A 23,658-nucleotide genomic window follows, 5' to 3' on the forward strand; every position below is an offset into this window, starting at 1 on the left:
ACACCGAGGTCTCCCCGTTTCAGTGCTTCCCTAACGCGCTTCCCTAACGCGTTCCTAACGCGTCTTGAACGCAGCTACGCACTTTTACCCATACCACTCGACAGCTTGACTGAGCGAGTCTGTAACGGCCAACCGGCGCTGGAAACAAGCGCACTTGAGCCACGGACCGGGCGACCAGACCCCCCAACGAACAGCCATAGCCGCCCCACCAGCCAATTCACCGTTCCGCTCGGCCAGTTGCCGCAGCGCGCCGCCGCACCCCGCCCCGCGCGGGGAGCTGTCCCGGCGACCGGACATGGCAAACCCCCCAGTCTATCGAATCTGACCGCACGTCAGTGTGGCGCGCCGATCACCGTGTACGCCCCACGACAGACGACATTCGGCAGCCGTCCGGCGCCCGCGCCAACGGCGTTTTCCCCCGACCAATCCTGCCTTCAAAGGGAACTCTTTTGCCTCTCACGCCTGCCGCCGACCGCCCCGCCGCCCACAACGAGCGCGGTGTCATAGCCGAGCACTACTACGCCCTGCAGAGTCTGCGCGCGATTGAGGACGCGCGGAGCGAGACCGTCGCGGAACCTGTCACTCCGCAGGCGTTGCTCGTGGGCCTGTACCAGTCCGCCGAGATCGCCCTGTACAACCTGACCGACCTCCTGGACCGCGCCAGCGGCCACCTGCGGGCCCTGGACGTGGAGCGGGGCGTGGCCGCCCTGCACTGGGTGCGCAGCTTCCACCGCGTCCTGGTGCGGCTGAGCATCGCCGCGCTGCGGGTCAGCGGCGCCGAGGTGTGGCGGGACGCGCCGCGCTGGCAGGTGGCCGCGACCCCGGCCTTCGCGGAGTTCGAACCCGCCCTGCGCCGCTTCGACCAGCAGCTGAACGCGCTCGCCCAGGACGGCCGCATCGACGTCGACGCCGTGATCGCCGAACGCGGCCTGGAGGACTCCTGGTTCGGCCTGCTGCACTGCGTCCGGGTGGCCAACCACGACGCGCGGGTGTGGAGCGCCAACCTCGCCAAGTCGGCGCACCCCGCGCCGGACGTCGCCCCCAAGCGGCTGCTCGCCAGCGACCGGCTGCGCCACGCCGTGCACGAGCACCATCTGACCGGCGACACCTACTTCACCCAGTTCCGCGCCCTGCACCAGATCCCCGAACTACTCGTCCGGGAGATCAACGACCGCATCGAAGCCGCCATCCTCAACGCCCGCAAGGGCGACATCGCCACCGCCGTACACGTCCTGGACGGCGCCAGCGAACTGTTCGACCCCGTCGAGGTGTGCCTGCCGCCCATCGTCGACAACCTCAGCACCCACGACTACCACCAGATCCGCGAGAACCTCGGCCTGACCAGCGGCAGCCACTCCGTCAGCATGCGCTTCCACCTCTTCACCGACCTGTTCGACCAGTTCGGCCAGGAACTGGCGCGGCTGCGCGACGAGGGCTGCAAGGACCCGTTCCTGCCCCTGCTGGAGCGGCACGGCGTGAACGTGCGGGTATTCATCTTCGCCTGGCGCGACATGCACCTGCACCTGCCCCGCAACAACCTCGGCGGCCAGGAGACCAAGTCCCTCACCGGCGCCCCCGACGCCATCCGCACCGTACGCAAGATGCGCGACAACGCCGCCCAGGCCGACCCCACCGCACACCCCCACGGCACCACCCACATCCCCCTCAGCGCCACCGCCAGCCCCCTCGCCGCCTACCTCGACGGGCCCCACTCCACCGACGGCCTGCTCCTCGCCGCCACCGGCGCGTCGACGCAGACGAACTTCCGGGACGTGCAGGAGCGCCGGGAGTTCTTCTCCCAGCCCTGCCCGTTCAGCAAGCCGCCGCGGCGGGTCGTCTAGCCGCCCGCCCCTTCCACGGGTCCCACCCCCTCCAAACGCTCCAGGGGGTGGGACCCCGCCGTGCCACCCCCGGCCCTCCCCGCGCCCGTCGGCGGCTCCCGGCGTCCGGAGCCGGTTACCGTTGACTCCGGACTTCACGATTCACACACAACCCGGGGCCGGACGTCCCGTGGGCAGGGAGGGTGCGCGGTGCACGGCGAGTACAAGGTCCCCGGCGGCAAGCTCGTCGTGGTCGACCTGGACGTCGAGGACGGGCGGCTGCGCCGGGTGCGCGTGGCCGGTGACTTCTTCCTCGAACCGGACGAGGCGATCCTCGCCATCGACGCCGCCCTGGAGGGCGCCCCGGCCGACACGGACGCGGCCGGTCTCGCCGCCCGCGTCGAGGCCGCGCTGCCGCCGGGCACGGTGATGTACGGCCTGACGGCGGAAGGCGTGGCGATCGCGGTGCGCCGCGCCCTGGCGCACGCCACGGACTGGACGGACTACGACTGGCAGCTCGTCCACGAGGGCCCGCAGCCGCCCGCCCTGCACATGGCGCTCGACCAGGTCCTCACCGAGGAGGTCGCCGCCGGGCGCCGCCCGCCGACGCTGCGCGTCTGGGAGTGGGGCGCCCCCTCGGTGATCATCGGCAGCTTCCAGTCGCTGCGCAACGAGGTCGACCCCGAGGGCGCCCGGCGGCACGGCATCGGGGTGGTGCGGCGGATCTCCGGCGGCGGCGCGATGTTCGTGGAGCCGGGCAACACCATCACGTACTCCCTGTCGGTGCCCGACGCACTGGTGCAGGGCCTGTCGTTCCAGGACAGCTACGCCTACCTGGACGACTGGGTGCTCGGCGCGCTCGGCGACATGGGCGTCAAGGCCTGGTACCAGCCGCTGAACGACATCGCCACGGACGCCGGGAAGATCGCCGGTGCCGCGCAGAAGCGCCTGGTCGGCCCCGGCGGCTCCCCGGCGCGGTCCTGCACCACGTGACGATGGCCTACGACATCGACGCCGACAAGATGCTCGACGTGCTGCGCATCGGCCGCGAGAAGCTGTCCGACAAGGGCACCAAGAGCGCCAAGAAGCGCGTCGACCCCCTGCGCCGCCAGACGGGCCTGCCCCGCGAGGCCGTCATCGACCGCATGATCGACTCCTTCCGGAGCCGCTACGGCCTCACCGACGGCAAGGTCACCGACGCGGAGCTGGCCCGCGCGCAGGAGCTGGCCCGCACCAAGTTCAGCGCGCAGGAGTGGACGGCGCGGGTGCCGTAGCCGGGGGCGGCGTGGGCAGCGGTCGCCTCGGCTTCTTCGGCGGGGCCTTCCGCCACGCCGTGACGCCGAGGCGGCCCGTGGAGCCGAGGTCGACGCCGCCGTACGGGGTGACGGTCCGCGCGGGGCCGCCCGGCACCGGCACGACCTTCAGGTGCTCGCCCTTCACCGGGGCCTTCGTGGTGTCCGTGTAGGTGTTGCGCCAGACGACGACCGCCGTCGCCGACTCGCCGCGCCGCAGCGTCACCGGGTGCGGGCCGGGTCCGGCACCCCCGTGGTGATGTCCCCCGCACCCTTCAGGACCCGTACGGCGACGGCGGCGCCGTCGGCGTCGAGGACCCGGACGGCCGGGTAGCCGTCGAGCCGGTAGGGGCGCTGGCCGCAGTTGGTCAGCCACACCCCCATCGCACGCAGCCCCATCGCGGCGTCCACGGGGCTGGGCTCGACCAGGGGGCCGGTCTTCCGGGAGCAGTCCCGGGACGGCTGCGGCGGTCCGCTCGGCTCGGTGCCGTACCGCGGAGCGTCCCGGTCCAGGGGGCCCGCCGAGACCGACGGCCACGGCACCCCGGCCCCGGCGCCCTGCCGCTCCCCCTCGTCCGCGCCCCCGCAGCCGGTGGCGAACACGGCGACGGCGAGCGCGGCGGCGCACGGGAATGCCCTCCGTGACAGCGGCGGCGACATCGGCAGGAGAGTCACACCCGGATCATGCCACGCGGGGACGCCCCAGACCCCACGCCGGTCATGGCGACCCTCGCACGGGACGACCCCTGCGGCGGGTGGGGCGTGGCCGCGGCCCTGCCCCACCCGCCTTGCGCGCGCCGCGTGCGCCGGGTACGTCGGGTGGGGCTCAGTCCCGCAGGGCGGGGATCACGCTGTCGCCGTATCCCTCGATGACCTGCTCGCGCGCGTCGTGCATCGCGTAGAGCGCGAACTGGTCGACGCCCAGCGCCTTCAGCTCCCGCATCCTGGCCACATGGTGCCGCGCGGTGCCGATCACACAGAAGCGGTCCACGATGTCGTCCGGCACGAACGCGGTGTCGGGGTTCCCGGCCCGCCCGTGGTGCGCGTAGTCGTAGCCCTGGCGGGCCTTGATGTACTCGGTCAGCGCCTCGGGCACCAGGTCGGAGTGCTCGCCGTACCTGGCCACCAGGTCGGCGACGTGGTTGCCGACCATGCCGCCGAACCAGCGGCACTCGTCCCGGGCGTGGGCCAGGGCCTCGGGCGAGTCGTCGGCGGTCAGATACGCGGGGGCCGCGACGCAGATCCTCACGTCGGCCGGATCCCGCCCGGCCGCGGCGGCCGCGTCCCGGACGGCCTTGACCATCCACTCGGTCAGATAGGGGTCGGCGAGCTGGAGGATGAACCCGTCGGCCTTCTGCCCGGTGAGGGCGAGCGCCCGGGGCCCGTACGCCGCCATCCACACCGGCAGCCTGCCGTCCTTGACCCAGGGGATGCGCAGGCGCTGCCCGCCGACGTCGGCCTCGCGGCCCTCGGCGAGGTCGCGGATGACGTCGATGGCCTCGCCCAGGCGGGCCAGGGTGTGGGGCTTGCGGCCCGCGACGCGCATCGCGGAGTCGCCGCGGCCGATGCCGCACACGGTGCGGTTGCCGAACATGTCGTTGAGCGTCGCGAAGGTGGAGGCGGTGACCTCCCAGGTGCGGGTGCCCGGGTTGGTGACCATGGGGCCGACCGTCAACGCGCTGGTGTGCTCCAGGATCTGGCTGTAGATCACAAAGGGTTCCTGCCAGAGCACCGACGAGTCGAAGGTCCAGCCGTAGCGGAAGCCGTTCGCCTCCGCGCGCCGCATCAGGTCGACGACCGCGGACGCGGGCGGGTCCGTCTGCAGTACGAGTCCGAAATCCATGACGGGACCTCCTAGTCCAGGTACTGGCAGGTCGCGCGCGGCGTGTAGCCGCCGTGTCCGGCGCGACCGGTGAACTCCCGCCCGTCGATGACGACTTCGCCGCGCGACAGGACGGTCTCCACGCGTCCGGTGACGCGCTTGCCCTCGTACGCCGAGTAGTCGACGTTCATGTGGTGGGTGTCGGCGGACATGACCTGCTCGGCCGTCGGGTCGTAGACCACGACGTCCGCGTCGGCGCCCGGCGCGAGGGTGCCCTTCTTCGGGTAGAGGCCGAACATCCGGGCCGGGGTCGCGCACGCGATCTCGATCCAGCGGCGGCGGCTGATGTGCCCGTCAAGGACGGCCTGGTGGAGCAGGTCCATGCGGTTCTCGACGCCCGGCAGGCCGTTGGGGATCTTCGAGAAGTCGCCGCGGCCCAGCTCCTTCTGGCCCGCGAAGCAGAACGGGCAGTGGTCGGTGGACACGACCTGGAGGTCGTTGGTGCGCAGCCCGCGCCAGAGCGCCGCCTGGTGCTCGCGCGGCCGCAGCGGCGTGGAGCAGACGTACTTGGCGCCCTCGAAGCCGGGCTCGGCCAGGTTGTCCGTGGACAGGAACAGGTACTGCGGGCAGGTCTCGCCGAAGACCGGCAGGCCCTTGTCGCGGGCGGCGGCCAGTTCGGCGACGGCCTCCTCGGCGGAGACGTGCACGACGTACAGCGGGGCCCCGGCGACACGGGCCAGCTGGATCGCGCGGTGGGTGGCCTCCGCCTCCAGGAGGGCCTTGCGGACCTCGCCGTGGTAGCGGGGGTCGGTCTCGCCGCGCTGGAGGGCCTGCTCCACGAGGACGTCGATGGCGATGCCGTTCTCGGCGTGCATCATGATCAGGCCGCCGTTGGCCGCCGAGCGCTGCATGGCCCGCAGGATCTGCCCGTCGTCGCTGTAGAACACGCCCGGGTAGGCCATGAACAGCTTGAAGGAGGTGATGCCCTCCTCGACCAGCAGGTCCATCTCCTTGAGCGTCCGGTCGTTGACGTCGGAGAGGATCATATGGAAGGCGTAGTCGATCGCGCACTGCCCGTCGGCCTTGGCGTGCCAGGCGTCGAGGCCCTCGCGCAGCGGCCGCCCGACGGTCTGCACGGCGAAGTCCACGATGGTCGTGGTGCCGCCCCACGCGGCGGCCCGCGTGCCGGTCTCGAAGGAGTCGGAGGCGAAGGTGCCGCCGAAGGGCAGCTCCATGTGCGTGTGGGCGTCGACGCCGCCCGGGATGACGTACTTGCCGCTGGCGTCGATGACGCGGTCGGCGGTCCAGCTCCCGGCCGCGTGGCTGCCGTGCGCGGCCAGCGCGGCGATCCGGCCGTCCTCGATCAGGACGTCGGCGTGGGTCTCCTCGGCGGCGGTGATGACGAGCCCGCCACGGATCAGGGTGCGATGACTCATGGTGGTGCGCTCCCTTTCGTACGAAAGTGCGGGGCGGGTGCGGGGCCGCGCCCCGAAGGGGCGCGGGGAACTGCGCGACCAGCCACAACGAAGCCGCGGACACAAACGGGCAGACGGCACGGCGCGCACACCCAGCGGCGCGCGTTCACGCACTGCCGAGGGCCCGCCCAAGGATCGCGGCGCCAGCCTCCGCCTCCGCCACGGTCAGCGACAGCGGCGGCGCGATCCGCAGCACGCTGCTGTCGTGGCCGCCGCCCTTGCCGATGAGCAGGCCGCCCTCGCGGGCCGCCTCCAGGACGGCGGCGGCCGCCCGCGGGTTGGCCCTGCCGGTGCCGGGCTCGACCAGCTCGACGCCGATCATCAGACCGCGGCCGCGCACCTCGCGCACGACGGGCAGCTGGGCGCAGATCGCCCGCAGCCGCTCGATGAGCAGCCCGCCGACCCGGCGCGCGTTGCCCTGGAGGTCGTGCTCCAGGAGGTACGTGAGGTTGGCGAGGCCCGCGGCCATGGTGACCGGCGAGCCGCCGAACGTGGAGATGGAGTTGGCGTCGAGGGCGTTCATCACCTCGGCGCGGGCGACGACACCACCGATCGACATGCCGTTGCCGATGCCCTTGGCGAAGGTGAGGATGTCCGGCGGCCCGGCCTGGCCGTGCGCCTGCCAGCCCCAGAAGTGGTCGCCGGTGCGGCCCCAGCCGGTCTGCACCTCGTCGGCGATCCACAGGATGCCGTGCTCGTTCAGCACCTCACGGAACGCGGCGTACAGCCCGTCGGGCGGTGAGGTGAAGCCGCCGACGCCCTGGATCGGCTCGGCGATGAGCGCGGCGACGCCGCCGCGGGTCTGCCCGAGCATGTCCCTCAGGTCGGCGACGCAGGCGGCGGTGAACTCGGCGTCGCTCAGGGCGGCGTAGGGCCCGCGGGCGCGCACGCCGCCGTGGACGTAGAGCGTCTGCAATGGCGAGAGGCTGGTCGGCGACCAGCCTTGGTTGCCGGTGATGCCGACGGCCGTGAAGGAGCGGCCGTGGTAGCTGTTGCGCATCGCCAGGATCTGGTTGGAGCGGCGGTGGGCGGTGGCGAGCAGCAGCGCGGTGTCGTTGGCCTCGGTGCCGGAGGTGGTGAAGAAGACGCGGGCGTCGGGGATGCCGGACAGGGCGGCGATCCGCTCGGCGAGGTCGACCATGGGGCGGTTCAGGTACAGCGTGGAGCTGTGGATGATGCGGCCCGCCTGCTCGGCGACGGCCTTGGTGACCTCGGGCAGCGCGTGCGCGGTCATGGTGGTGAGGATGCCGCCGAAGAAGTCCAGGTAGCGCCGCCCCTGGGCGTCGAAGACGTGGCGGCCCTCGCCGTGGGTCAGCTCGATCGGCTCGTCGTAGTACAGCGCGAGCCAGTCCGGCAGGACGGCCCGGTGCCGGGCGTACAGGTCCGTCACGGCGTGACCAGCCCTTCGTACGCGTCGGGGCGGCGGTCCCGGTAGAACGCCCACTGCTCGCGGACCTCGTCGATCAGGTCGAAGTCCAGGTCCCGTACGACGAGTTCCTCGGCCTTGTCGCTGGCGACCTCGCCGACGAACTGGCCGCGCGGGTCGACGAAGTAGCTCGTGCCGTAGAAGTCGTTGTCGCCGTACTCCTCCTGGCCGACGCGGTTGATCGCGGCGACGAAGTACTCGTTGGCGACGGCCGCCGCGGGCTGCTCCAGCTGCCACAGGTGGGCGGACAGGCCGCGCGAGGTGGCCGAGGGGTTGTAGACCAGCTGGGCGCCGTTCAGGCCCAACTGCCGCCAGCCTTCGGGGAAGTGGCGGTCGTAGCAGATGTAGACGCCGACCCTGCCCACGGCCGTGTCGAAGACGGGCCAGCCGACGTTGCCGGGGCGGAAGTAGAACTTCTCCCAGAATCCCTTGACTTGGGGGATGTGGTGCTTGCGGTACTTCCCGAGGTAGCTGCCGTCGGCGTCGATCACGGCCGCGGTGTTGTAGTAGAACCCGGACTGCTCGACCTCGAAGACCGGCACCACGATCACCATGCCGGTCTCGCGCGCCAGCTCCCGCATGCGGCGCGTGGTCGGCCCGTCCGGCACCGGCTCCGCCCAGCGGTAGTGCTCCTTCTCCTGGACCTGGCAGAAGTACGGGGCGTTGAAGACCTCTTGGAAGCCGATCACCTTGGCGCCCTGCCGGGCGGCCTCGCGGGCGTGCTCCTCATGCTTGGCGATCATGGATTCGGTGTCGCCGGTCCAGGTCGCCTGGACCAGTGCGGCGCGTACGGCGTTGACCATGGAGCTGCTCCTTCGACGGGACGTCAGAGAGCCTCTACGCCCGTAGAACCGGTGCGTGGAAACATGAACGTAAGCCTCATCGACGGCCTTGCCAAGACCATCGTCGGCAAGCGCCGCAGTCGATCTTGTTTGGCACCCGAGCGGGCGAGACCCGGACCGGAGGAGCGCCGCCGCCCGGCGGGCCAGCGGGAGGCGGAACGCCCGCGCCGGGCACCCCGGCACGGGCGGCTCAGGTCGTGAGGCCCGCGACCCGCAGCGCGTGCACGAGGTCCCACTGGTGCCGGTCGGACACCGCTCTCGCCGTGTCCAGGAGCTGCGGGATCAGCCGCTGCGGGTCGGTGTGCGCGCAGGCCGCGACGTCCTCGGCGCTGCGCATGCGGACGTACGCGTCGAGCAGCGCGCGGGCCTCGCGCTCGCGCCCGGCGTCCGCGAGCGCGAGCAGCGCCTCGGCGATCTCCTGCGGGGGCCGCACCACGCCCTGGCGCAGCAGCTGGCGGCAGTCGTCGGCGCGCCCCGCCGCGGCGAGCGCGTCGGCGACGGCCACGAGCCGGTCGGGCGGCAGCGACGCGGCCTCCCACAGCAGCGTCGCCCAGTCGGCGGCCAGGCCCGCGTGGTGCAACTCCTCGGCGAACAGCGGAAGCCGGGCGGCGGGCCATCCGGCCGCCTCCACGAGCACGCCGTGCGCCTCCCCGCTGCGGCCCTCGCCGCGCAGCCGGATGAGCGCCCGCACCGCGTCGACGGTGGCGCGCTCGTCGTCCGGACTCTCCGACGGGCGCGGGTGCCCGCGCGCCGCCGCTCCGCCGGACCCCGCGAAGCGCGCGCCCCGGGGCCGCCGGAGCACCCCGCCGAGGCGGGAGCGGGTGCCCTGCGCGGGAACGCGCGGGGCGGCGGGGACGGGCGGAGGCTCGGGCTCCGCCCCGGATGAGGGCGCGGCGGTGTCGTACGCGGAATCCACCGCGTCGTACGCCTCGGAGCCGCGGGCATCCACGTCGGACGCGTACGCGACGGATGCGTACGAGTCGGAGTCGTACCCGTCGGAGTCATGGGCAGCCGAGTCGTACGCGTCAGCCTCGTACGTATCCGACGCGTACGTGTCAGCCTCGTACGCGTCCGAGGCGTACGCGTCGGGGCCGTGACCGTCGTATACGGCGACCGTCCGGCCACGAGCCGCCTGCGTGTCGTACCCGGCGGCCGTCCTGTCGTGGACCGGGTCGACGCCCGCGTCGCCCGACGCGCCCCGGCCGCGCCCGGGGGCGGCCGCCTCGCGCACCGGCTCCGCGGCGTCGTACGACGGCTCGTACGCGGGCTCGTACGCGGCGTCCGCCGTGGGGTCGTACGTGACCGGGTCGTAGGCACCACCGGGCGGGGGCCCGGTGGTGCCCGGCGGCGCGGTGGGCGCCGCGGCGTCCGGGCCGGTGCCGAAGTCCACCCACTGGGGCGCCCGCGCCCGGTCCAGGCGCTCCATGCGCTGCCGCAGCTCTTTGCAGCGGGCCACGGCGCGCTCGTGGTCGTCGCGCACCCAGGCCAGGTCCAGATGGACGCGGTCCACCTCGTCGGGGGTGGCCGCCACGGCCAGGGCCCGCGCCAGCTCGTGCTGCCGCTCCAGGGCGAACCGCTGCTCCTGAAGCATCAGGTCGAGCCGGTCGCTGAGGAGTTCCCGGCCGCCGGGGCGCTCGTCGTGGGCGGCCACGGACGCCGCGTGCAGGGCCCGCGCGCGGGGCGTCTCCGCCTCGGCGACGCCCGGCCCGGCGTCGGCCGCGAGGTCGTGCAGCAGCGCCTGCACCACGTCCCAGGGCGGCACCTCGGCACCGTCGAGGCAGGCCCGCATCCCGTCCGGATCCCGGGACCAGAACACGCCGCACCACCCGGTGGCCTGATCGAGACGGGCCACCAACTCGTTCAAGTACTCTGCGAACTCCCGGATGTGCTCCGGCAGTTGTCCCACTGACATGGTCGGGCACCGCCCCCTGGAAGACTTGGAGTCTGCCGGTCCGGAAGATAACACCGGACGTGTCGTGGGACGGCTGCGCACGGATTTCCGCACCCACGTTAATTACGTGGACGTGCGGCGGGAAGCGTGGCTAGTCTGCGCACATGTCCAGTCCCGAGGCGAGCAGACGCTAGCCACCGCGCCGCCGGTGGCCCTCCTCTGATCCGGCCCGACGCCGCGTAGCAGTTCCCCGAACCCCTCGACGGTTCCCCGGAACTCCGCGGTCGCGCCGCCCTGGGACCATCGCCGCGCGCAGTCACGGACCTTCCCCTTTCTTCTCGCTTCTCCACCGCGCGGACGCGCGCCGTCCCGGGCCCGGCGCCCGGCGGGCCGCGCGTGTGCGCGCCGTGGCTGACATGGCCCTGGAGTTCCGCCATGCCCTTGGTCCTCTATCTGCTCGGCCTCGCCGTGTTCGCGCAGGGCACGTCCGAGTTCATGCTGTCCGGCCTGGTGTCGGACATCGCCGCCGACCTCGATGTGTCGGTTCCGGCCGCCGGGTCGCTGACCTCGGCGTTCGCCGTGGGAATGATCGTCGGGGCGCCCCTGATGGCCGTCCTGAGCCTGCGCTGGTCGCGCCGCCGGGCGCTGCTCGCCTTCCTCGTCACGTTCCTGCTGGTCCACGTGGTGGGCGCGCTCACCACCAGCTACGGGGTGCTGCTCGCCACCCGGGTCGTGGGGGCGCTCGCCAACGCCGGGTTCCTCGCGGTGGCGCTCGCGACCGCGACGAGCCTGGTCGCGCCCGACGCCAAGGGCCGGGCCACCTCGGTCCTGCTCGGCGGCACCACGCTGGCGTGCGTCGCGGGCGTGCCGGGCGGTGCCCTGCTCGGCCAGGCGTGGAGCTGGCGCGCCGCGTTCTGGGCGGTGGCGCTGGTGTCGCTGCCCGCGGTCGTCGCGGTCGCCCGGTCCGTGCCGTCGGGCGCGCCCGCCTCCGCGCACACCAGCGCGCGGGCCGAGGCGCGCGCCCTGCGCTCACCGCGCCTGGTGGTGACGCTGCTGCTCGGGGCGCTCGTGAACGGCGCGACGTTCTGCGCCTTCACCTATCTCGAACCGCTCGCCACGCACGTCACCGGCATCGGCGACGCCTGGGTGCCCGCGCTGCTCGCGCTGTTCGGGCTCGGCTCGTTCGCCGGGGTGACGCTCGCCGGGCGGCTCGCCGACCGCCGTCCGATGCCGCTGCTCGTGGCCGGTTCGGTGGCGCTGCTCGGCGGCTGGACCGCGTTCGCGCTGACCGCGGGGCACACCGCCGCGACCGTGGCGTGGGCGTTCGTCCAGGGCGCGCTGTCGTTCGCGGTCGGCTCGACGCTGATCGCGCGGGCGCTGTACGCGGCGACGGCGGCGCCCACGCTCGGGGGGTCCTTCGCCACGGCCGCGTTCAACATCGGTGCGGCGCTCGGGCCGTGGGCCGGGGGGCAGGCGATCGCCGCGGGGCTCGGCTACCGGTCGCCGCTGTGGGTGTCCGCCGCGATGGTGGCGCTCGCCGTGGCCGTGGGCGCGCTGGCGGCGGGCGGCGCGGCCGCGCGCCGGAGCGAGGGGCGCGCGCCGGGGCGGGCGGAGGTCACACCGGCACCGGCACGCACATCCGCGCCACCTCGTCCATAGACAGTTCGAGGGTCACCGCGAGCGCCGCGATCGTGAAGAAGGCGGGCGTCGGCGCCCGGCCCGTCTCGATCTTGCGGAGGGTCTCGGCCGAGATCCCGGCGCTCGCGGCGACCTCGACCATGCTCCGCTCGCCGCGCGCCTCGCGCAGCAGACGGCCGAGCCGCTCGCCGCGCTCGCGCTCTTCGGGGGTCAGAGGAGTGCGCACCATGCGCCCAGCCTACCCCGCGCCCCATTCAAATACCGGTATAGTAATTGGCGTGGTCGAACTCAAGACAGATCCATCCATCGACGCCATGCGGGAGGCCGGGCGCGTCGTCGCGCGCGCCCTGGCCGCGGTGCGCGAGGCGGCGGCCGTCGGCGTCCGCCTGCGCGACCTGGACGAGGTGGCCCGCCAGGTCCTCAAGGACGCGGGCGCCACCTCCCCGTTCCTGCACTACCACCCGGGCTTCGCCCCGGTCCCCTTCCCGGCGACGCTCTGCGCCTCGGTGAACGACGCGATCGTGCACGGCATCCCCGGCGAGTACCGCCTGCGGGACGGCGACCTGCTCTCCGCGGACTTCGGCGCCCTCCTCGACGGCTGGGCGGGCGACTCCGCGATCAGCTTCGTCGTGGGCACGCCGCGCCCCGAGGACGTGCGCCTGATCGAGACGGCCGAGCGCGCCCTGGAAGCGGGCATCGCGGCGGCGGTCGTGGGCAACAGGATCGGCGACATCGCGCACGCGATCGGCACGGTCTGCCGCTCCGCGGGCTATGGCATCCCCGACGGCTTCGGCGGCCACGGCATCGGCCGCCGCATGCACGAGGACCCGGCCGTGCCGAACGAGGGCCGCCCCGGCCGCGGCATGGTCCTGCGCCACGGCATGGTGCTCGCCATCGAGCCGATGCTGATAGCCAACGGCCGCGACGACTACCACGCGGCACCGGACGGCTGGACCCTCCGGACGAACGACGGCAGCCGCGCGGCCCACGCGGAGCACACGGTGGCGATCACGGACGACGGCCCCCGCGTCCTGACGGCGCTCTGACCGGGCGCCGCCCGAAGCGGGGGCCGTGCGGCCCGCCCCGGCGGGCTGGAGGACCGCTAGGACGTGGGCCGGACCACCATCGCCGAGCCGCCGCCCCTGCGCTCCTTCTCCGCCGCCGCGAGCCACTTGCCGCCCGGCAGCCGCTGCACGCCCGTCGCGGCGCCGATCTCCGGGTTGTCCTTGAAGGAGTGCCCCAGCGCCTCCAGGCCGTCGCGCACCTCGGGGTCCAGGCCCGGCTCCAGCTCCGTCTGGGCGGCGTTGCGCTGGCTCGCGCGCGGCGCCGCGATCGCCTCGACCAGCGGCAGGTCGCGGTCGAGGAAGCCGGTCAGGGTCTGCAGGACGGTGGTGATGATGGTCGCGCCGCCGGGCGAGCCGAGCGCCACCTTGGGCCGGTCGTGCTCGTCGAGCACGATGGTCGGCGCCATCGACGAGCGCGGCCGCTTGCCGGGGCCCGGCAGGTTCGGGTCGGGCACGCCGGGGCGCGCGGGCGCGAAGGAGAAGTCGGTCAGCTCGTTGTTCAGGATGAAGCCGCGGCCGGGCACGGTGATCCCGCTGCCGCCGGTCGACTCGATCGACAGGGTGTACGCGACGACGTTGCCCCACTTGTCGGCGACCGTCAGATGCGTGGTGTTGTCGCCCTCGTACGTCGTCGGGGCGGCCTTGCCGCGCGTGCCGCAGGGTGCGGGGTGACGCGGGTCGCCCGGTGCGAGCGGGCTGGTCAGGACCGCGTCGTCCTTGATGAGGCAGGCGCGGGAGTCGGCGAACTTCTGCGTCAGGAGCTGCTTGGTCGGCACGTCCTCGAAGGCCGGGTCGCCGACCCAGCGCCCCCGGTCGGCGAACGCGATCCGGCTGGCCTCGATGAAGCGGTGCAGATAGCGGGTCTTGGAGGCGCGCGACAGATCGGTGCGCTCCAGGATGTTCAGGGCCTCGCCGACGCTGGTGCCGCCGGACGACGACGGCGCCATCGAGTAGACCTTCAGGCCCCGGTAGCTCGTCTTCGTGGGCGCCAGCTCCTTGACCCCGTAGCCGCGCAGGTCCTTCATCGACAGGTCACCGGGGCGCGCCTCGCGGTCGGACTCCGGGTCCACGGGCGGCTCGTTGACGGTCCGTACGACGTCCCGGCCGATGGCGCCGCGGTACAGGGCGCCGACGCCGTCGCGCCCCAACTCCTCGTAGGTGTCGGCCAGATCGGGGTTCTTGAACGTCGAGCCGACCACCGGCAGCTTGCCGCCCGGCAGGAACAGCTCGGCCGTGGCGGGGAAGTCCTCGAACCGCTTCTGGTTCGCCTTCGTCTGGGAGCGGAAGGTCGCGTCGACGGTGAAGCCGTCCCTGGCGATCCGCTCGGCGGGCTTCAGCAGGGTCCGCAGCCGCTTGGTGCCCCAGTTGTCGAGCGCCGCCTTCCAGGTGGCGGGGGTGCCGGGGGTGCCGACGCCGAGGCCGCTGGTCTGGGCGTCGGCGAACGGCAGCGGCTTGCCGTCCTCGACGAACAGGCCGGAGTCCGCGGTGCGCGGCGCGGTCTCGCGGCCGTCCAGCGTGTGCACGGACTTGGTCTTCGCGTCGTAGTACACGAAGTATCCGCCGCCGCCCACGCCGGACGAGTACGGCTCGGTCACGCCGAGGGCCGCGGCGGTGGCGACCGCCGCGTCCACCGCGTTGCCGCCCTCGCGCAGCACCTCGATCCCGGCCGCGGAGGCGTCCGCGTCGACGCTCGCGACGGCGCCGTCCCGGCCGACGGCCACCGGCACCTTCTGATGGGGATCATTGGCCGATTCCCGTCTTGTGTCCCCTTGGCTCCCGCTGGTCGATTCGGCCGCCGTGTCCGGTTCAGCCGAGGGCGAAGGCGAAGCGGGCGCGGCCGCACCGACCGTCACCAACACGCCCCCGACCGCCCATAGCGACAGCTTCCGTACCACACCACGACGCATACGCACCTCCAGTCAACAGCCGTCTGCGCAGCGTAACTTCGGGTCGGCGCCGCCGCCACGGCGGGGCCCGACGTGGCCACGAATGGCCGCTAGCATGCGCGCCCATGACTGAAGACGTGCGCCTTCTCGCCGTCGGCCTGTGCGCGGCCGCCGTCGGCGCCGCCCTCGCCCTGTACGTCGTCACGCATCTGCGCGGGCGCAGACTGCGGCGGCGGCAGGCGTTCTTCGGGCTGCCCCGAACTCGGAGTCGCTGCTCGTGGTGAGCCGTGAGGCGGGCGGCCCCGACCTGACCGTGACGCGCCACGACGTGTACGCGCTCATCGAGCTGGCGGCGCTCGCCCGGGAGTGCGGCGCGCACGCCCAGCTGGTGGCGCACGACGCGGTCCAGCAGGGCTTCGGCGAGCGCACCGAGTTCTGCGTGGGCAGCCCCGCGGTCAACCGCCGCCTCGCCGCCCATATGCACTCCCTGCTGCCGGGCGTGCGCGTCAACACCGACCCCGAGCCGGGCCCGGACCGCGGCGCCTTCCAGATCGGCGCCGAGCGCTACCGCATGGAGCCGGGCCGCACCGAGTACGTGGTGCTCGCACGGCTCACCGCCGGGCAGGACGCGCGGCCGGTGTTCCTCTTCTGCGGCCAGCGCGCGATCACCAGCCAGGCCGCGGCCCGCTATCTGGCCCGCCACCACGAGCGCCTGGACCGCAAGCACGGCGACTCCTTCGTGCTGCTGCTGAAGGTCGTGAACTCGCACGCGTACGGGCCCGACGTCGTCGAGCTGGTCGCGGACGTGACGCGCGCCGCCCAGGAGCCGATCCCGGCCGCGGCACCGCGCACCTCCCACCGCGCCAAGTAGGGGGCGAGATCGCGCCATGTGAGCGGAGCCCCACGGAACGTACGCCGCGCATAACGCCTTCATCACACAGTCGGCGCGTACCGGGCGACTAGGAACCGAAGCGGACCTTTACCCCTCTCTCCGGGCAGGCCCAGACCATTCGCACGGAGGTACGTTTCCCTTGAGGTCCCGCAGGTCCCCGAGCCCCCGCCGCTCCCTACGCCCCCGCCACGCCGCCGTCGCGGGCGTCGCGGCGCTGGCGGCCACCCTGTCCGCCTGCTCCGGCGGGGACTCGTCGGACGAGGGCGCGGCTCCGAAGAAGCCCGAGCTGTCCGTGAACCTGAAGGGCGAGCGGGCCAAGGCGGGCGTGCCGGTCACCGTGAAGCTCGCCCAGCCCCAGGACGCCCGCCTGAAGGACGTCACGGTCGCCGACGCCGAGGGCGCGAAGCTGGCCGGGAAGGTCTCCGCGGACGGCCGCACCTGGACGTCGGCCCGGATGGCCGCCCCCGGCACCAGCTACCGCGTGTCGGCCACGACGGACGGCGGCGGCAAGGCGGCGAAGGCGTTCACCACGGCCACGCCCGAGAAGGTCAACAAGGTCACGATCACGCCCGGCCGCACCATACGGACCGTCGGCGTGGCCCAGCCCCTGTCGATCGTCTTCGACCACCCCGTGCGCAACAAGGCCGCGGTGGAGAAGCACCTCAAGGTCACCACGTCCGACGGCACCGTCGGCTCCTGGGGCTGGATCAAGAACTACGACGGCAGGGACCGCGTCGACTGGCGCCCCAAGGACTACTGGAAGCCCGGCACCGAGGTGAAGCTCGACGCCCAGCTGAACGGCGTCGACTCCGGCACGGACGGCGGCTGGTTCGTCCGCGACTACGACACCGCCATGACCGTCGGGAAGAACCAGGTCGTCAAGGTGGACCTGGACAGCAAGACCGCGACCCTCGTGCGCGACGGCAGGACGGTCAGGTCCCTGCCGATGTCCGCGGGCACGCCCGGCGGCGAGAAGGCCTCCTGGGGCGGCACCTCGGTCCTGATGGCCAAGGAGGGCACGATCAACATGCGCTCCGAGACCGTCGGCCTCGGCGACGCCTACGACAAGATGGTCGACTACTCGATGCGGCTCACCTGGTCGGGCATGTACGCGCACGCGGCACCGTGGAACGCGGCGTACTTCGGCAACACCAACCACAGCTCCGGCTGCGTCGGCATGAGCACCTCCAACGCCGCCTGGCTCTACGGGCAGGCGCAGATCGGCGACCCCTTCGAGGTCTCCGGCAGCGGCTCCAAGGGCACCCCGGACCCGGGCAATGGCTTCGGCGCGTGGAACGTGCCGTGGGCCGACTGGCAGGCCAAGAGCGCCCTGCGCTGAGCCCGCCCGGCGCCCGGCGGAAGCGCCACCGCCCCACCATCGTTACCCGTACGTAACTTACCGATGGGTTACCGAAGGTAAGCCCGCGCGGTTACCTTCGGGTCACTTTGCACCGGCACGTGTGAGGAGTGACCCGTGGGAAGAACGCGCAACGCGCTGCGTACGACCGCCCTGGGCGCGGTGTCGGCGGCCCTGGTCGCCGGTGCCGTGCCCGCGGCGCAGGCGGCACCCGAGGCGACGGCGCCCGGCGTGCGGTTCGTCGACATCCCCAGCGACGGCGGCACGGTCCTCAAGGCCAACGTCGTCACGCCCGCGGGCGCGGCGGCGGACGGCTCGTACCCCGTGATCGTGCTGCCCACCAGCTGGGCGATGCCGCAGATCGAGTACATCGCGCAGGCGAAGAAGCTGGCCGCCGCGGGCTATGTCGTGGTCAGCTACAACTCCCGCGGCTTCTGGCAGTCCGGCGGCGAGATCGAGGTCGGCGGCCCCGAGGACATCGCCGACGCCTCCCGGGTCATCGACTGGACGCTGAAGCACACCCCCGCCGACGCGGACAAGGTCGGCATGGCGGGCATCAGCTACGGCGCGGGCATCAGCCTGCTCGCCGCCGGGCACGACAAGCGGATCAAGGCGGTCGCGGCGCTCAGCGGCTGGAGCGACCTCGTGGCGTCCATCTACAGCGGCCGCACCCAGCACGTCCAGGCGGGCGCGCTGCTCGGCGGGGCTGGCCAGCTCACCGGCCGCCCGAGCCCCGAGCTGAAGCGGATCCTGAAGGCCTTCCTCGGCTCCGACCTCGCCCACGAGGACGAGATGATCGCCTGGGGCGCCAAGCGCTCCCCCGCGACCTATCTGGACCGCGTCAACGCCAACGGCGCGGCGATCCTGCTCGCCAACGCCTGGGGCGACACCGTCTTCCCGCCCAACGCCTACGCCTCGTTCTACGAGAAGCTCACCGGCCCCAAGCGCCTGGAGTTCCGCCCCGGCGACCACGCCACGGCCGAGGCCACCGGCCTGTTCGGGCTGCCCAACGACACCTGGGCGAACACCCAGCGGTGGTTCGACCGCTATCTGAAGGGCGAGCGCAACGGCATCGACCGCGAGCAGCCGGTCCAGCTGAAGTCGCGCTCCACCGGCGGCTACGAGGGCTACCCGGACTGGAAGTCCGTCGGCGCCACCCGGCGCAAGGTGGACCTCGCGGGCACCACCACCATCGACGCGAACACCGACTCCGGCGCCAACGGCGGCCTGGTGCTGCTGTCCAACGCCCTGGACCAGTTCCTGAAGCTGCCCCCGGTGGCGTCGGTGCCGCTGCTGCCGCGCCGGTACGCGGCCGTGTGGCAGTCCCCGCGCGGCGAGCGGGAGCAGCGGGTGCGGGGCACGGCGAGGCTGCACACCACGGTCACGAGCACCAAGGAGAGCGGAACCCTCGTCGCGTACCTCTACGACGTGGGCCCGCTCGGCCTCGGCAAGCTGGTCAGCAACGCGCCGTACACCTTCCACGGCAAGACCCCCGGCACGCCGTTCGCCGTCGACCTGGAGCTGTTCTCCACGGCCTACGACGTCCCGGCAGGACACAGGCTCGCCCTGGTGGTCGACACGGTCGACCCGCTCTATGTCGAGCACAACCCGACCGGCGCGCGGCTGACCTTCTCCTCGCCCAAGACCGACCCGTCGTACGTGTCGATCCCCCTGCGCGAGCAGTGATCTCCGGCCGCTGCCGGGCGGGCCTGGCCCTCCAGCTACTGCTCCCCTTAGGGCCCGGGGGCCCTGGGGGACCCCCGCCCGGCAGTAGCGTCCCTGGTTCAGCCGGGGCGACGTCCACGGCTTCCGTCTTGGGACTGCGCCGCTGACGCTGGGACACCCAGTGGGCGAACCACGACAGCAGCATGCACATCCCGATGTAGATCGGCGAGATCACCATGACCACGGGGATGAAAGGCAAATCGTAGTCGAGGTTCGACGCGATCAGCTTCCCGGCGTGGAGGAACTCCTCATAGGTGATCAGATACCCGAGCGAGGTGTCCTTCAGGGCCACCACCAGCTGGCTGATGATGGCGGGCAGCATGGCCCGCACGGCCTGGGGCACCAGGACGTGCGTCATCACCTGCGTCTTTCTCATCCCCAGGGCATAGGCCGCCTCCTTCTGCCCGCGCTCCACGGAGTTGACACCGGATCGGAAGACCTCCGCGAGCACGGAGCCGTTGTAGAGGGTGAGCCCGGTGACCAGGGCCGGGAGCGGCTGGACCTTGAGGGCCACGAAGACGAAGAAGATCATCACGAGCACGGGCATCGCCCGGAAGAACTCGACGACGACCGTGGCCACCCAGCGCACCGGCCGGTGGTCGGAGAGCCGCCCGGTCGCGAGCAGCGCTCCGAGGGCCAGGGAGAGCACGGCGGCGATGGCGAAGGCCTTGAGCGTGTTGCCGAGGCCGTCGAGGAGGAGTTCCTGGATGCCCTGGTACTCGAAGGGCGCCCACTTGGTGCGGGTGAACTGGTCGGTGTCGAACAGGAGGTAGACGACCCAGCCGACGAGCCCGAGGATGACGGCGGTCGAGACGACGCCGTAGAGGCGGTGCCGCTGACGCGTCCTCGGACCCGGGATGTCGTAGAGGGCGGTGGCTTCTCCGGAGGTGGCGGTGGTGGTCACCGGGCGACTCCCCAGCGCTTCTCGAGGACGTTGAAGACGGCGCTGATGGTGAGGGTGATGATCAGGTAGCCGAGGGCGATCCAGACGAAGGACCAGATGACGCTGTAGCCGAGTTCGTTGAGGGTCTTGTACGTGCCGAGCAGCTCGGTCACGCTGAACGCGCCCGCGATGGCCGAGTTCTTGGCGAGCGCGATGAGGGTGGAGCCGACCGGTGGGATCACCGAGCGGAAGGCCTGCGGCAGGACCACCAGGGACAGGGTCTGGCCGAAGGTCATGCCGAGGCTGCGGGCCGCCTCGCCCTGGCCCTTGGGCACGGTGTTGATGCCGGAGCGCACCGCCTCGCAGATGAACGCCGAGGTGTAGCAGCCGAGCGCGAGGACCGCGAACACCTTGAAGGGCAGCACGAGCCCGAACCGCGGCAGCCCGAGCAGCACGGCGAAGAACAGCAGCGTCAGCGGCGTGTTGCGCAGCACGGCCACCCACACCGCGCCGAACACCCGGAAGGATCCGACGGGCGCGACCCGGAAGGACGCCATGAGGAAGCCGAGCGCGAGCGCCAGGAGGGAGGCGTAGACGGTGAGTTCGACGGTGCCGAGGAAGCCCTCGCCGAAGGTGGAGAAGTTGTCGGTCAGTACGTCCATGACGCCTCCTCAGCTCGCCGGGTAGCGGTCGATGGCGGGCGGCTCCGGCGCGGGCACCCCGGACAGGCCGAGGGTCGCGTCGTACGCCTTCTTCCAGTCGCCGTCGCGTTCGCGGGCGGCGAGGGCGTCGTCGACGGCCAGGCGCAGCGCGTTGTCGCCCCGGGGGACGCCGATGCCGTACGGCTCCTTGGAGAAGGGCCTGCCGACGACCTTCAGCTCGTCGGGGACCTTCGCGGCGTAGCCGATGAGGATCGCGTCGTCGGTGGTGACGGCGTCGACCTGGTACGTCAGCAGGTTGTCGACGCACACCGAGTAGGTGTCGTAGGCGACCAGGGTGGCCTTCGGGTAGTCCTTCTGGATGCGCTGGTAGGGGGTGGAGCCCGCGGCGGAGCAGACGCGCTTGCCGTCCAGGTCGCCGGGCCCCTTGATGTCCTCCTCGTCGTGGCGCACCAGCAGGCCCTGGCCCGCCATGTAGTAGGGGCCGCCGAAGCCGACGAGCTTCTTGCGGTTGTCGTTGATGGTGTAGGTGCCGACGTAGTAGTCGATCTGGCCGTTCTGGAGGGCGGTCTCGCGGTTGGCGGAGGCGATGGTCTTGAAGGAGATCCTCTTCGGGTCCAGGCCGAGCGAGGCCGAGACCATCTTGGCGATCTCGATGTCGAAGCCGGAGTAGCGCCCGGTCGCCGGGTCCTTCTCGCCCAGGTAGGGCTGGTCCTCCTTGGCGCCGACGACGAAGTGGCCGCGGCTCTTCGCCTTGCGCCAGGTACGGGACTCGGGCAGCTGGAAGTCCTGGGCGACCCGGTAGACGGGCAGTTTCCCGGCGGCGGGGCCCTTGGTGGGCGGGCTGCCCTCCTTGCCGCAGGCGGCGGTGGCGAGCGCGGTGAGCGACAGGGCCGCGAGCAGCCCGAGCAGACGTGTCGTACGCATGGGACGCATCCCCCCGTCAGTGCTTGAGGATCTTGGAGAGGAAGTCCTTGGCGCGGTCGCTCTCCGGGTGGGTGAAGAAGTCCTCGGGGGCGCGGTCCTCGATGATGGCGCCGTCGGCCATGAAGACGACGCGGTTGGCGGCGGAGCGGGCGAAGCCCATCTCGTGGGTGACGACGACCATGGTCATGCCGTCGCGCGCCAACTGCTGCATGACTTCGAGGACCTCGTTGATCATCTCGGGGTCGAGGGCCGAGGTCGGCTCGTCGAAGAGCATCACCTTCGGGTTCATGGCGAGCGCCCGGGCGATGGCCACGCGCTGCTGCTGGCCGCCGGAGAGCTGCGCGGGGAACTTCCCGGCGTGCGCGGCGAGCCCGACGCGCTCCAGGAGTTCGCGGGAGCGCTGGTCCGCCTCGTCGCGCTTGCGGCCCCTGACTTTGACCTGGGCGAGGGAGACGTTCTGCAGGACGGTCTTGTGCGCGAAGAGGTTGAAGGACTGGAAGACCATGCCGACTTCGGCGCGCAGCTTCGCGAGGGCCTTGCCCTCCTCGGGCAGCGGCTGCCCGTCGAGCCGGATCACGCCGGACTGGATGGTCTCAAGCCGGTTGATCGTCCGGCAGAGCGTTGACTTGCCCGACCCTGACGGGCCGATGACCACGACCACCTCCCCCTTGCCGACGGTGAGGTCGATGTCCTTCAGGACATGCAACTCGCCGTAGTACTTGTTCACGTCACGCAGCTCGATCAACGGATCGACGGCCATGCCCGGACCTGCCCACTCTCAGCCTGTGTCGGTCAGCGCAAACTATCCACGCCGAAACGGGACTTATGGGACGACACGCACTTATGGGCATTAACCGTATTTGAGACGGCCCGTCGCCGGACGGACGCGGCCGGGCCGCCCCGGGGGCGCCTGGCCGCCGGGCCGCCGGGGCTAGCCCTCGGACGCCTCCGCGTACACCTGCGACAGTTCGGGGGCGCCCTGCACCGCCCAGTCGAGCCCCTCCGCGACCACCTGGAGTTCGCGGCCCGAGGCGAGCCGCACCACGGGCGTGCCGCCCGGCAGGACGTGCCACACGGCGCCGGGCACGGTGCGGACGATGACCGTGCCGAGGTAGAGGCCCGCGTCGTTGCCGAGCCAGGGCAGCGTCTCGGGGTCGTCGCGCCAGCGCGGCAGCAGCTGGTCGAGGGCGGCGAGGGACTCCGGCGAGTCGTCAAGCTCCAGGCCCGCGCCCTCGGCCTGAGCGCGCAGCAGCTCGCACTCGGACAGCAGCTCCGCCACCCCGTCCGGGTCCGCCTCGAAGGCCGCCGCGAGCCTGAGGCCCGGCTCGCCCGACTGCCGCTTGCGCCACCTGTCCAGGAACGGAATGTTCATGACCGGCCTCTCCGTGGGGTGCCCGAGCGATCGGACGGCGGATCCGCGTTCCAGTGAATGTATCTTGCGGCAGTTGATCACGGAATCAGGCGAATCGCGGGAATCGGGAGCGCGCCCGCGCGCGCCCCACGCGCCCCTCGCGCCCCCGGTCAGCGGCGCGTGAACGCGAGGATGGCCGCGAGGTTCATCGGGCGGCGCGTCGACAGGTACAGGTAAGGGGCGCCGTGGTGCGGTCCGCGCAGCTCCACCCGCAGCGCGGTCGGCACATAGCTGCGCAGCAGCAGGTGCGCGTACGCGTTCGCCTTGTACGTGCGCCACTCGAAGGCCTCGCCCGCGTCGAGGATCTCCGTCGTGCCCAGGTCGTCGATGGGGATCCGGCGGTCCCCCACCACGAGCGTGCCCGGCGTCACCACGATCCGCGCCGAGCCGTACCGGTGCACGAGCGGCGCGAAGACGGCGACGACGAGCAGCAGCCCGGCCCCGGCCGCCACCGGCCCGAACGGCCACAGCAGCCCGCCGAACAGACACCCCCGAGGACGACGAGGAGCCACCACGCGGCCGGGACGCTCAGACGCTCATCGTAAAGATCCATGCCTCCATCCTGGCACCGGCACGGACGGCTTGGAGCGGCGGGATCCGGATGCGCCCGTGGCACCAGGGGGCGCGGGCCGGGGGCGGGCGAGCGGC

Annotated in this window: 19 protein-coding genes and 3 pseudogenes; 7 read left to right on the plus strand and 15 right to left on the minus strand. The window is 72.4% G+C overall.

The window, feature by feature from the left end:
* Positions 1-449: 449 nt before the first annotated feature.
* Entirely contained in the window at positions 450-1,841 is a 1,392-nt protein-coding gene (locus tag ACOBQU_RS07815) for a hypothetical protein (protein ID WP_423625226.1), read from the plus strand.
* Between the two features lie 189 nt (positions 1,842-2,030).
* Positions 2,031-3,094: pseudogene (locus ACOBQU_RS07820) on the plus strand (lipoate--protein ligase family protein).
* Here the strand turns inward: ACOBQU_RS07820 and ACOBQU_RS07825 are convergent.
* The 7 genes from ACOBQU_RS07825 to ACOBQU_RS07855 form a co-directional block, all read right to left on the minus strand.
* On the minus strand, positions 3,060-3,338 hold the full coding sequence (locus ACOBQU_RS07825) for a DUF4232 domain-containing protein (protein ID WP_423625228.1): 279 nt from the start codon (positions 3,336-3,338) through the stop codon (positions 3,060-3,062). The pseudogene ACOBQU_RS07820 and the gene ACOBQU_RS07825 overlap by 35 nt on opposite strands.
* On the minus strand, positions 3,335-3,787 hold the full coding sequence (locus ACOBQU_RS07830; protein ID WP_423625230.1) for a DUF4232 domain-containing protein: 453 nt from the start codon (positions 3,785-3,787) through the stop codon (positions 3,335-3,337). The genes ACOBQU_RS07825 and ACOBQU_RS07830 overlap by 4 nt, the downstream gene beginning before the upstream one ends.
* Positions 3,788-3,938: 151 nt before the next feature.
* A complete protein-coding gene (locus ACOBQU_RS07835) occupies positions 3,939-4,955 on the minus strand; it encodes a TIGR03842 family LLM class F420-dependent oxidoreductase (RefSeq protein WP_423625232.1) in 1,017 nt (338 codons plus the stop codon).
* An 11-nt stretch (positions 4,956-4,966) separates the two neighbouring features.
* On the minus strand, positions 4,967-6,370 hold the full coding sequence (gene hydA / locus ACOBQU_RS07840; protein WP_423625234.1) for a dihydropyrimidinase: 1,404 nt from the start codon (positions 6,368-6,370) through the stop codon (positions 4,967-4,969).
* 145 nt (positions 6,371-6,515) lie between these two features.
* On the minus strand, positions 6,516-7,799 hold the full coding sequence (locus ACOBQU_RS07845) for an aspartate aminotransferase family protein (protein WP_423625236.1): 1,284 nt from the start codon (positions 7,797-7,799) through the stop codon (positions 6,516-6,518).
* Positions 7,796-8,638: a nitrilase-related carbon-nitrogen hydrolase gene (locus ACOBQU_RS07850; protein ID WP_423625238.1), complete on the minus strand. Its 843-nt coding sequence runs from the start codon at positions 8,636-8,638 to the stop codon at positions 7,796-7,798. The genes ACOBQU_RS07845 and ACOBQU_RS07850 overlap by 4 nt, the downstream gene beginning before the upstream one ends.
* A gap of 229 nt (positions 8,639-8,867) precedes the next feature.
* A complete protein-coding gene (locus ACOBQU_RS07855; protein WP_423625240.1) occupies positions 8,868-10,589 on the minus strand; it encodes a hypothetical protein in 1,722 nt (573 codons plus the stop codon).
* A gap of 414 nt (positions 10,590-11,003) precedes the next feature.
* Between ACOBQU_RS07855 and ACOBQU_RS07860 the strand changes: the two genes are divergently transcribed.
* On the plus strand, positions 11,004-12,227 hold the full coding sequence (locus ACOBQU_RS07860) for a Cmx/CmrA family chloramphenicol efflux MFS transporter (RefSeq protein WP_423625241.1): 1,224 nt from the start codon (positions 11,004-11,006) through the stop codon (positions 12,225-12,227).
* On the opposite strand, the gene ACOBQU_RS07865 is transcribed toward ACOBQU_RS07860, so the two are convergent.
* Positions 12,184-12,435: a helix-turn-helix domain-containing protein gene (locus tag ACOBQU_RS07865; protein ID WP_423625243.1), complete on the minus strand. Its 252-nt coding sequence runs from the start codon at positions 12,433-12,435 to the stop codon at positions 12,184-12,186. The genes ACOBQU_RS07860 and ACOBQU_RS07865 overlap by 44 nt on opposite strands.
* A gap of 49 nt (positions 12,436-12,484) precedes the next feature.
* Between ACOBQU_RS07865 and map the strand changes: the two genes are divergently transcribed.
* Positions 12,485-13,252: a type I methionyl aminopeptidase gene (gene map / locus ACOBQU_RS07870; protein ID WP_423625245.1), complete on the plus strand. Its 768-nt coding sequence runs from the start codon at positions 12,485-12,487 to the stop codon at positions 13,250-13,252.
* 56 nt (positions 13,253-13,308) lie between these two features.
* Here the strand turns inward: map and ggt are convergent, their stop codons facing one another.
* Positions 13,309-15,177, minus strand: coding sequence for a gamma-glutamyltransferase (gene ggt, locus ACOBQU_RS07875; protein ID WP_423625246.1), 1,869 nt, complete (start codon positions 15,175-15,177; stop codon positions 13,309-13,311).
* Positions 15,178-15,281: 104 nt separating this feature from the next.
* Between ggt and ACOBQU_RS07880 the strand changes: the two are divergent.
* The 3 genes and pseudogenes from ACOBQU_RS07880 (at position 15,282) to ACOBQU_RS07890 (ending at position 19,091) form a co-directional block, all read left to right on the plus strand.
* Positions 15,282-16,027 (plus strand): annotated as a pseudogene (locus tag ACOBQU_RS07880) (hypothetical protein).
* 160 nt (positions 16,028-16,187) lie between these two features.
* Complete coding sequence (locus tag ACOBQU_RS07885) at positions 16,188-17,387, plus strand: Ig-like domain-containing protein (RefSeq protein ID WP_423625248.1); 1,200 nt, start codon at positions 16,188-16,190, stop codon at positions 17,385-17,387.
* A gap of 135 nt (positions 17,388-17,522) precedes the next feature.
* Positions 17,523-19,091 (plus strand): alpha/beta fold hydrolase, encoded by a 1,569-nt coding sequence (locus ACOBQU_RS07890; protein ID WP_423625250.1) that lies wholly within the window; start codon positions 17,523-17,525, stop codon positions 19,089-19,091.
* 73 nt (positions 19,092-19,164) lie between these two features.
* On the opposite strand, the pseudogene ACOBQU_RS07895 reads toward ACOBQU_RS07890, so the two are convergent.
* The 6 genes and pseudogenes from ACOBQU_RS07895 to ACOBQU_RS07920 all read right to left on the minus strand — a co-directional run.
* Positions 19,165-20,034: pseudogene (locus ACOBQU_RS07895) on the minus strand (amino acid ABC transporter permease); the annotation flags it as partial.
* The gene (locus ACOBQU_RS07900; RefSeq protein WP_423625252.1) at positions 20,031-20,675 is read right to left on the minus strand and encodes an amino acid ABC transporter permease; all 645 of its coding nucleotides are present in this window, start codon (positions 20,673-20,675) and stop codon (positions 20,031-20,033) included. The gene ACOBQU_RS07900 and the pseudogene ACOBQU_RS07895, both read right to left, overlap by 4 nt.
* 9 nt (positions 20,676-20,684) lie before the next feature.
* The gene (locus ACOBQU_RS07905; protein WP_423625253.1) at positions 20,685-21,599 is read right to left on the minus strand and encodes a glutamate ABC transporter substrate-binding protein; all 915 of its coding nucleotides are present in this window, start codon (positions 21,597-21,599) and stop codon (positions 20,685-20,687) included.
* Positions 21,600-21,615: 16 nt separating this feature from the next.
* Entirely contained in the window at positions 21,616-22,359 is a 744-nt protein-coding gene (locus tag ACOBQU_RS07910) for an amino acid ABC transporter ATP-binding protein (protein ID WP_423625254.1), read from the minus strand.
* A gap of 171 nt (positions 22,360-22,530) precedes the next feature.
* Positions 22,531-22,971: a DUF6278 family protein gene (locus tag ACOBQU_RS07915; protein WP_423625256.1), complete on the minus strand. Its 441-nt coding sequence runs from the start codon at positions 22,969-22,971 to the stop codon at positions 22,531-22,533.
* A 149-nt stretch (positions 22,972-23,120) separates the two neighbouring features.
* Positions 23,121-23,525 (minus strand): DUF3093 domain-containing protein, encoded by a 405-nt coding sequence (locus ACOBQU_RS07920; RefSeq protein WP_423625258.1) that lies wholly within the window; start codon positions 23,523-23,525, stop codon positions 23,121-23,123.
* Positions 23,526-23,658: the final 133 nt, after the last annotated feature.

Source organism: Streptomyces sp. G45 (assembly GCF_049542095.1).
Lineage (GTDB): Bacteria > Actinomycetota > Actinomycetes > Streptomycetales > Streptomycetaceae > Streptomyces.

What these genes read in the sequence shown, in the direction of transcription:
- ACOBQU_RS07835 (WP_423625232.1), bottom strand. Translation starts at nt 4,955, where the DNA reads ATGGATTTCGGACTCGTACTGCAGACGGACCCGCCCGCGTCCGCGGTC.
- hydA (WP_423625234.1), bottom strand. Translation starts at nt 6,370, where the DNA reads ATGAGTCATCGCACCCTGATCCGTGGCGGGCTCGTCATCACCGCCGCC.
- ACOBQU_RS07850 (WP_423625238.1), bottom strand. Translation starts at nt 8,638, where the DNA reads ATGGTCAACGCCGTACGCGCCGCACTGGTCCAGGCGACCTGGACCGGC.
- ACOBQU_RS07855 (WP_423625240.1), bottom strand. Translation starts at nt 10,589, where the DNA reads ATGTCAGTGGGACAACTGCCGGAGCACATCCGGGAGTTCGCAGAGTAC.
- ACOBQU_RS07860 (WP_423625241.1), top strand. Translation starts at nt 11,004, where the DNA reads ATGCCCTTGGTCCTCTATCTGCTCGGCCTCGCCGTGTTCGCGCAGGGC.
- ACOBQU_RS07865 (WP_423625243.1), bottom strand. Translation starts at nt 12,435, where the DNA reads ATGGTGCGCACTCCTCTGACCCCCGAAGAGCGCGAGCGCGGCGAGCGG.
- ggt (WP_423625246.1), bottom strand. Translation starts at nt 15,177, where the DNA reads ATGCGTCGTGGTGTGGTACGGAAGCTGTCGCTATGGGCGGTCGGGGGC.
- ACOBQU_RS07900 (WP_423625252.1), bottom strand. Translation starts at nt 20,675, where the DNA reads ATGGACGTACTGACCGACAACTTCTCCACCTTCGGCGAGGGCTTCCTC.
- ACOBQU_RS07905 (WP_423625253.1), bottom strand. Translation starts at nt 21,599, where the DNA reads ATGCGTACGACACGTCTGCTCGGGCTGCTCGCGGCCCTGTCGCTCACC.
- ACOBQU_RS07910 (WP_423625254.1), bottom strand. Translation starts at nt 22,359, where the DNA reads ATGGCCGTCGATCCGTTGATCGAGCTGCGTGACGTGAACAAGTACTAC.
- ACOBQU_RS07915 (WP_423625256.1), bottom strand. Translation starts at nt 22,971, where the DNA reads ATGAACATTCCGTTCCTGGACAGGTGGCGCAAGCGGCAGTCGGGCGAG.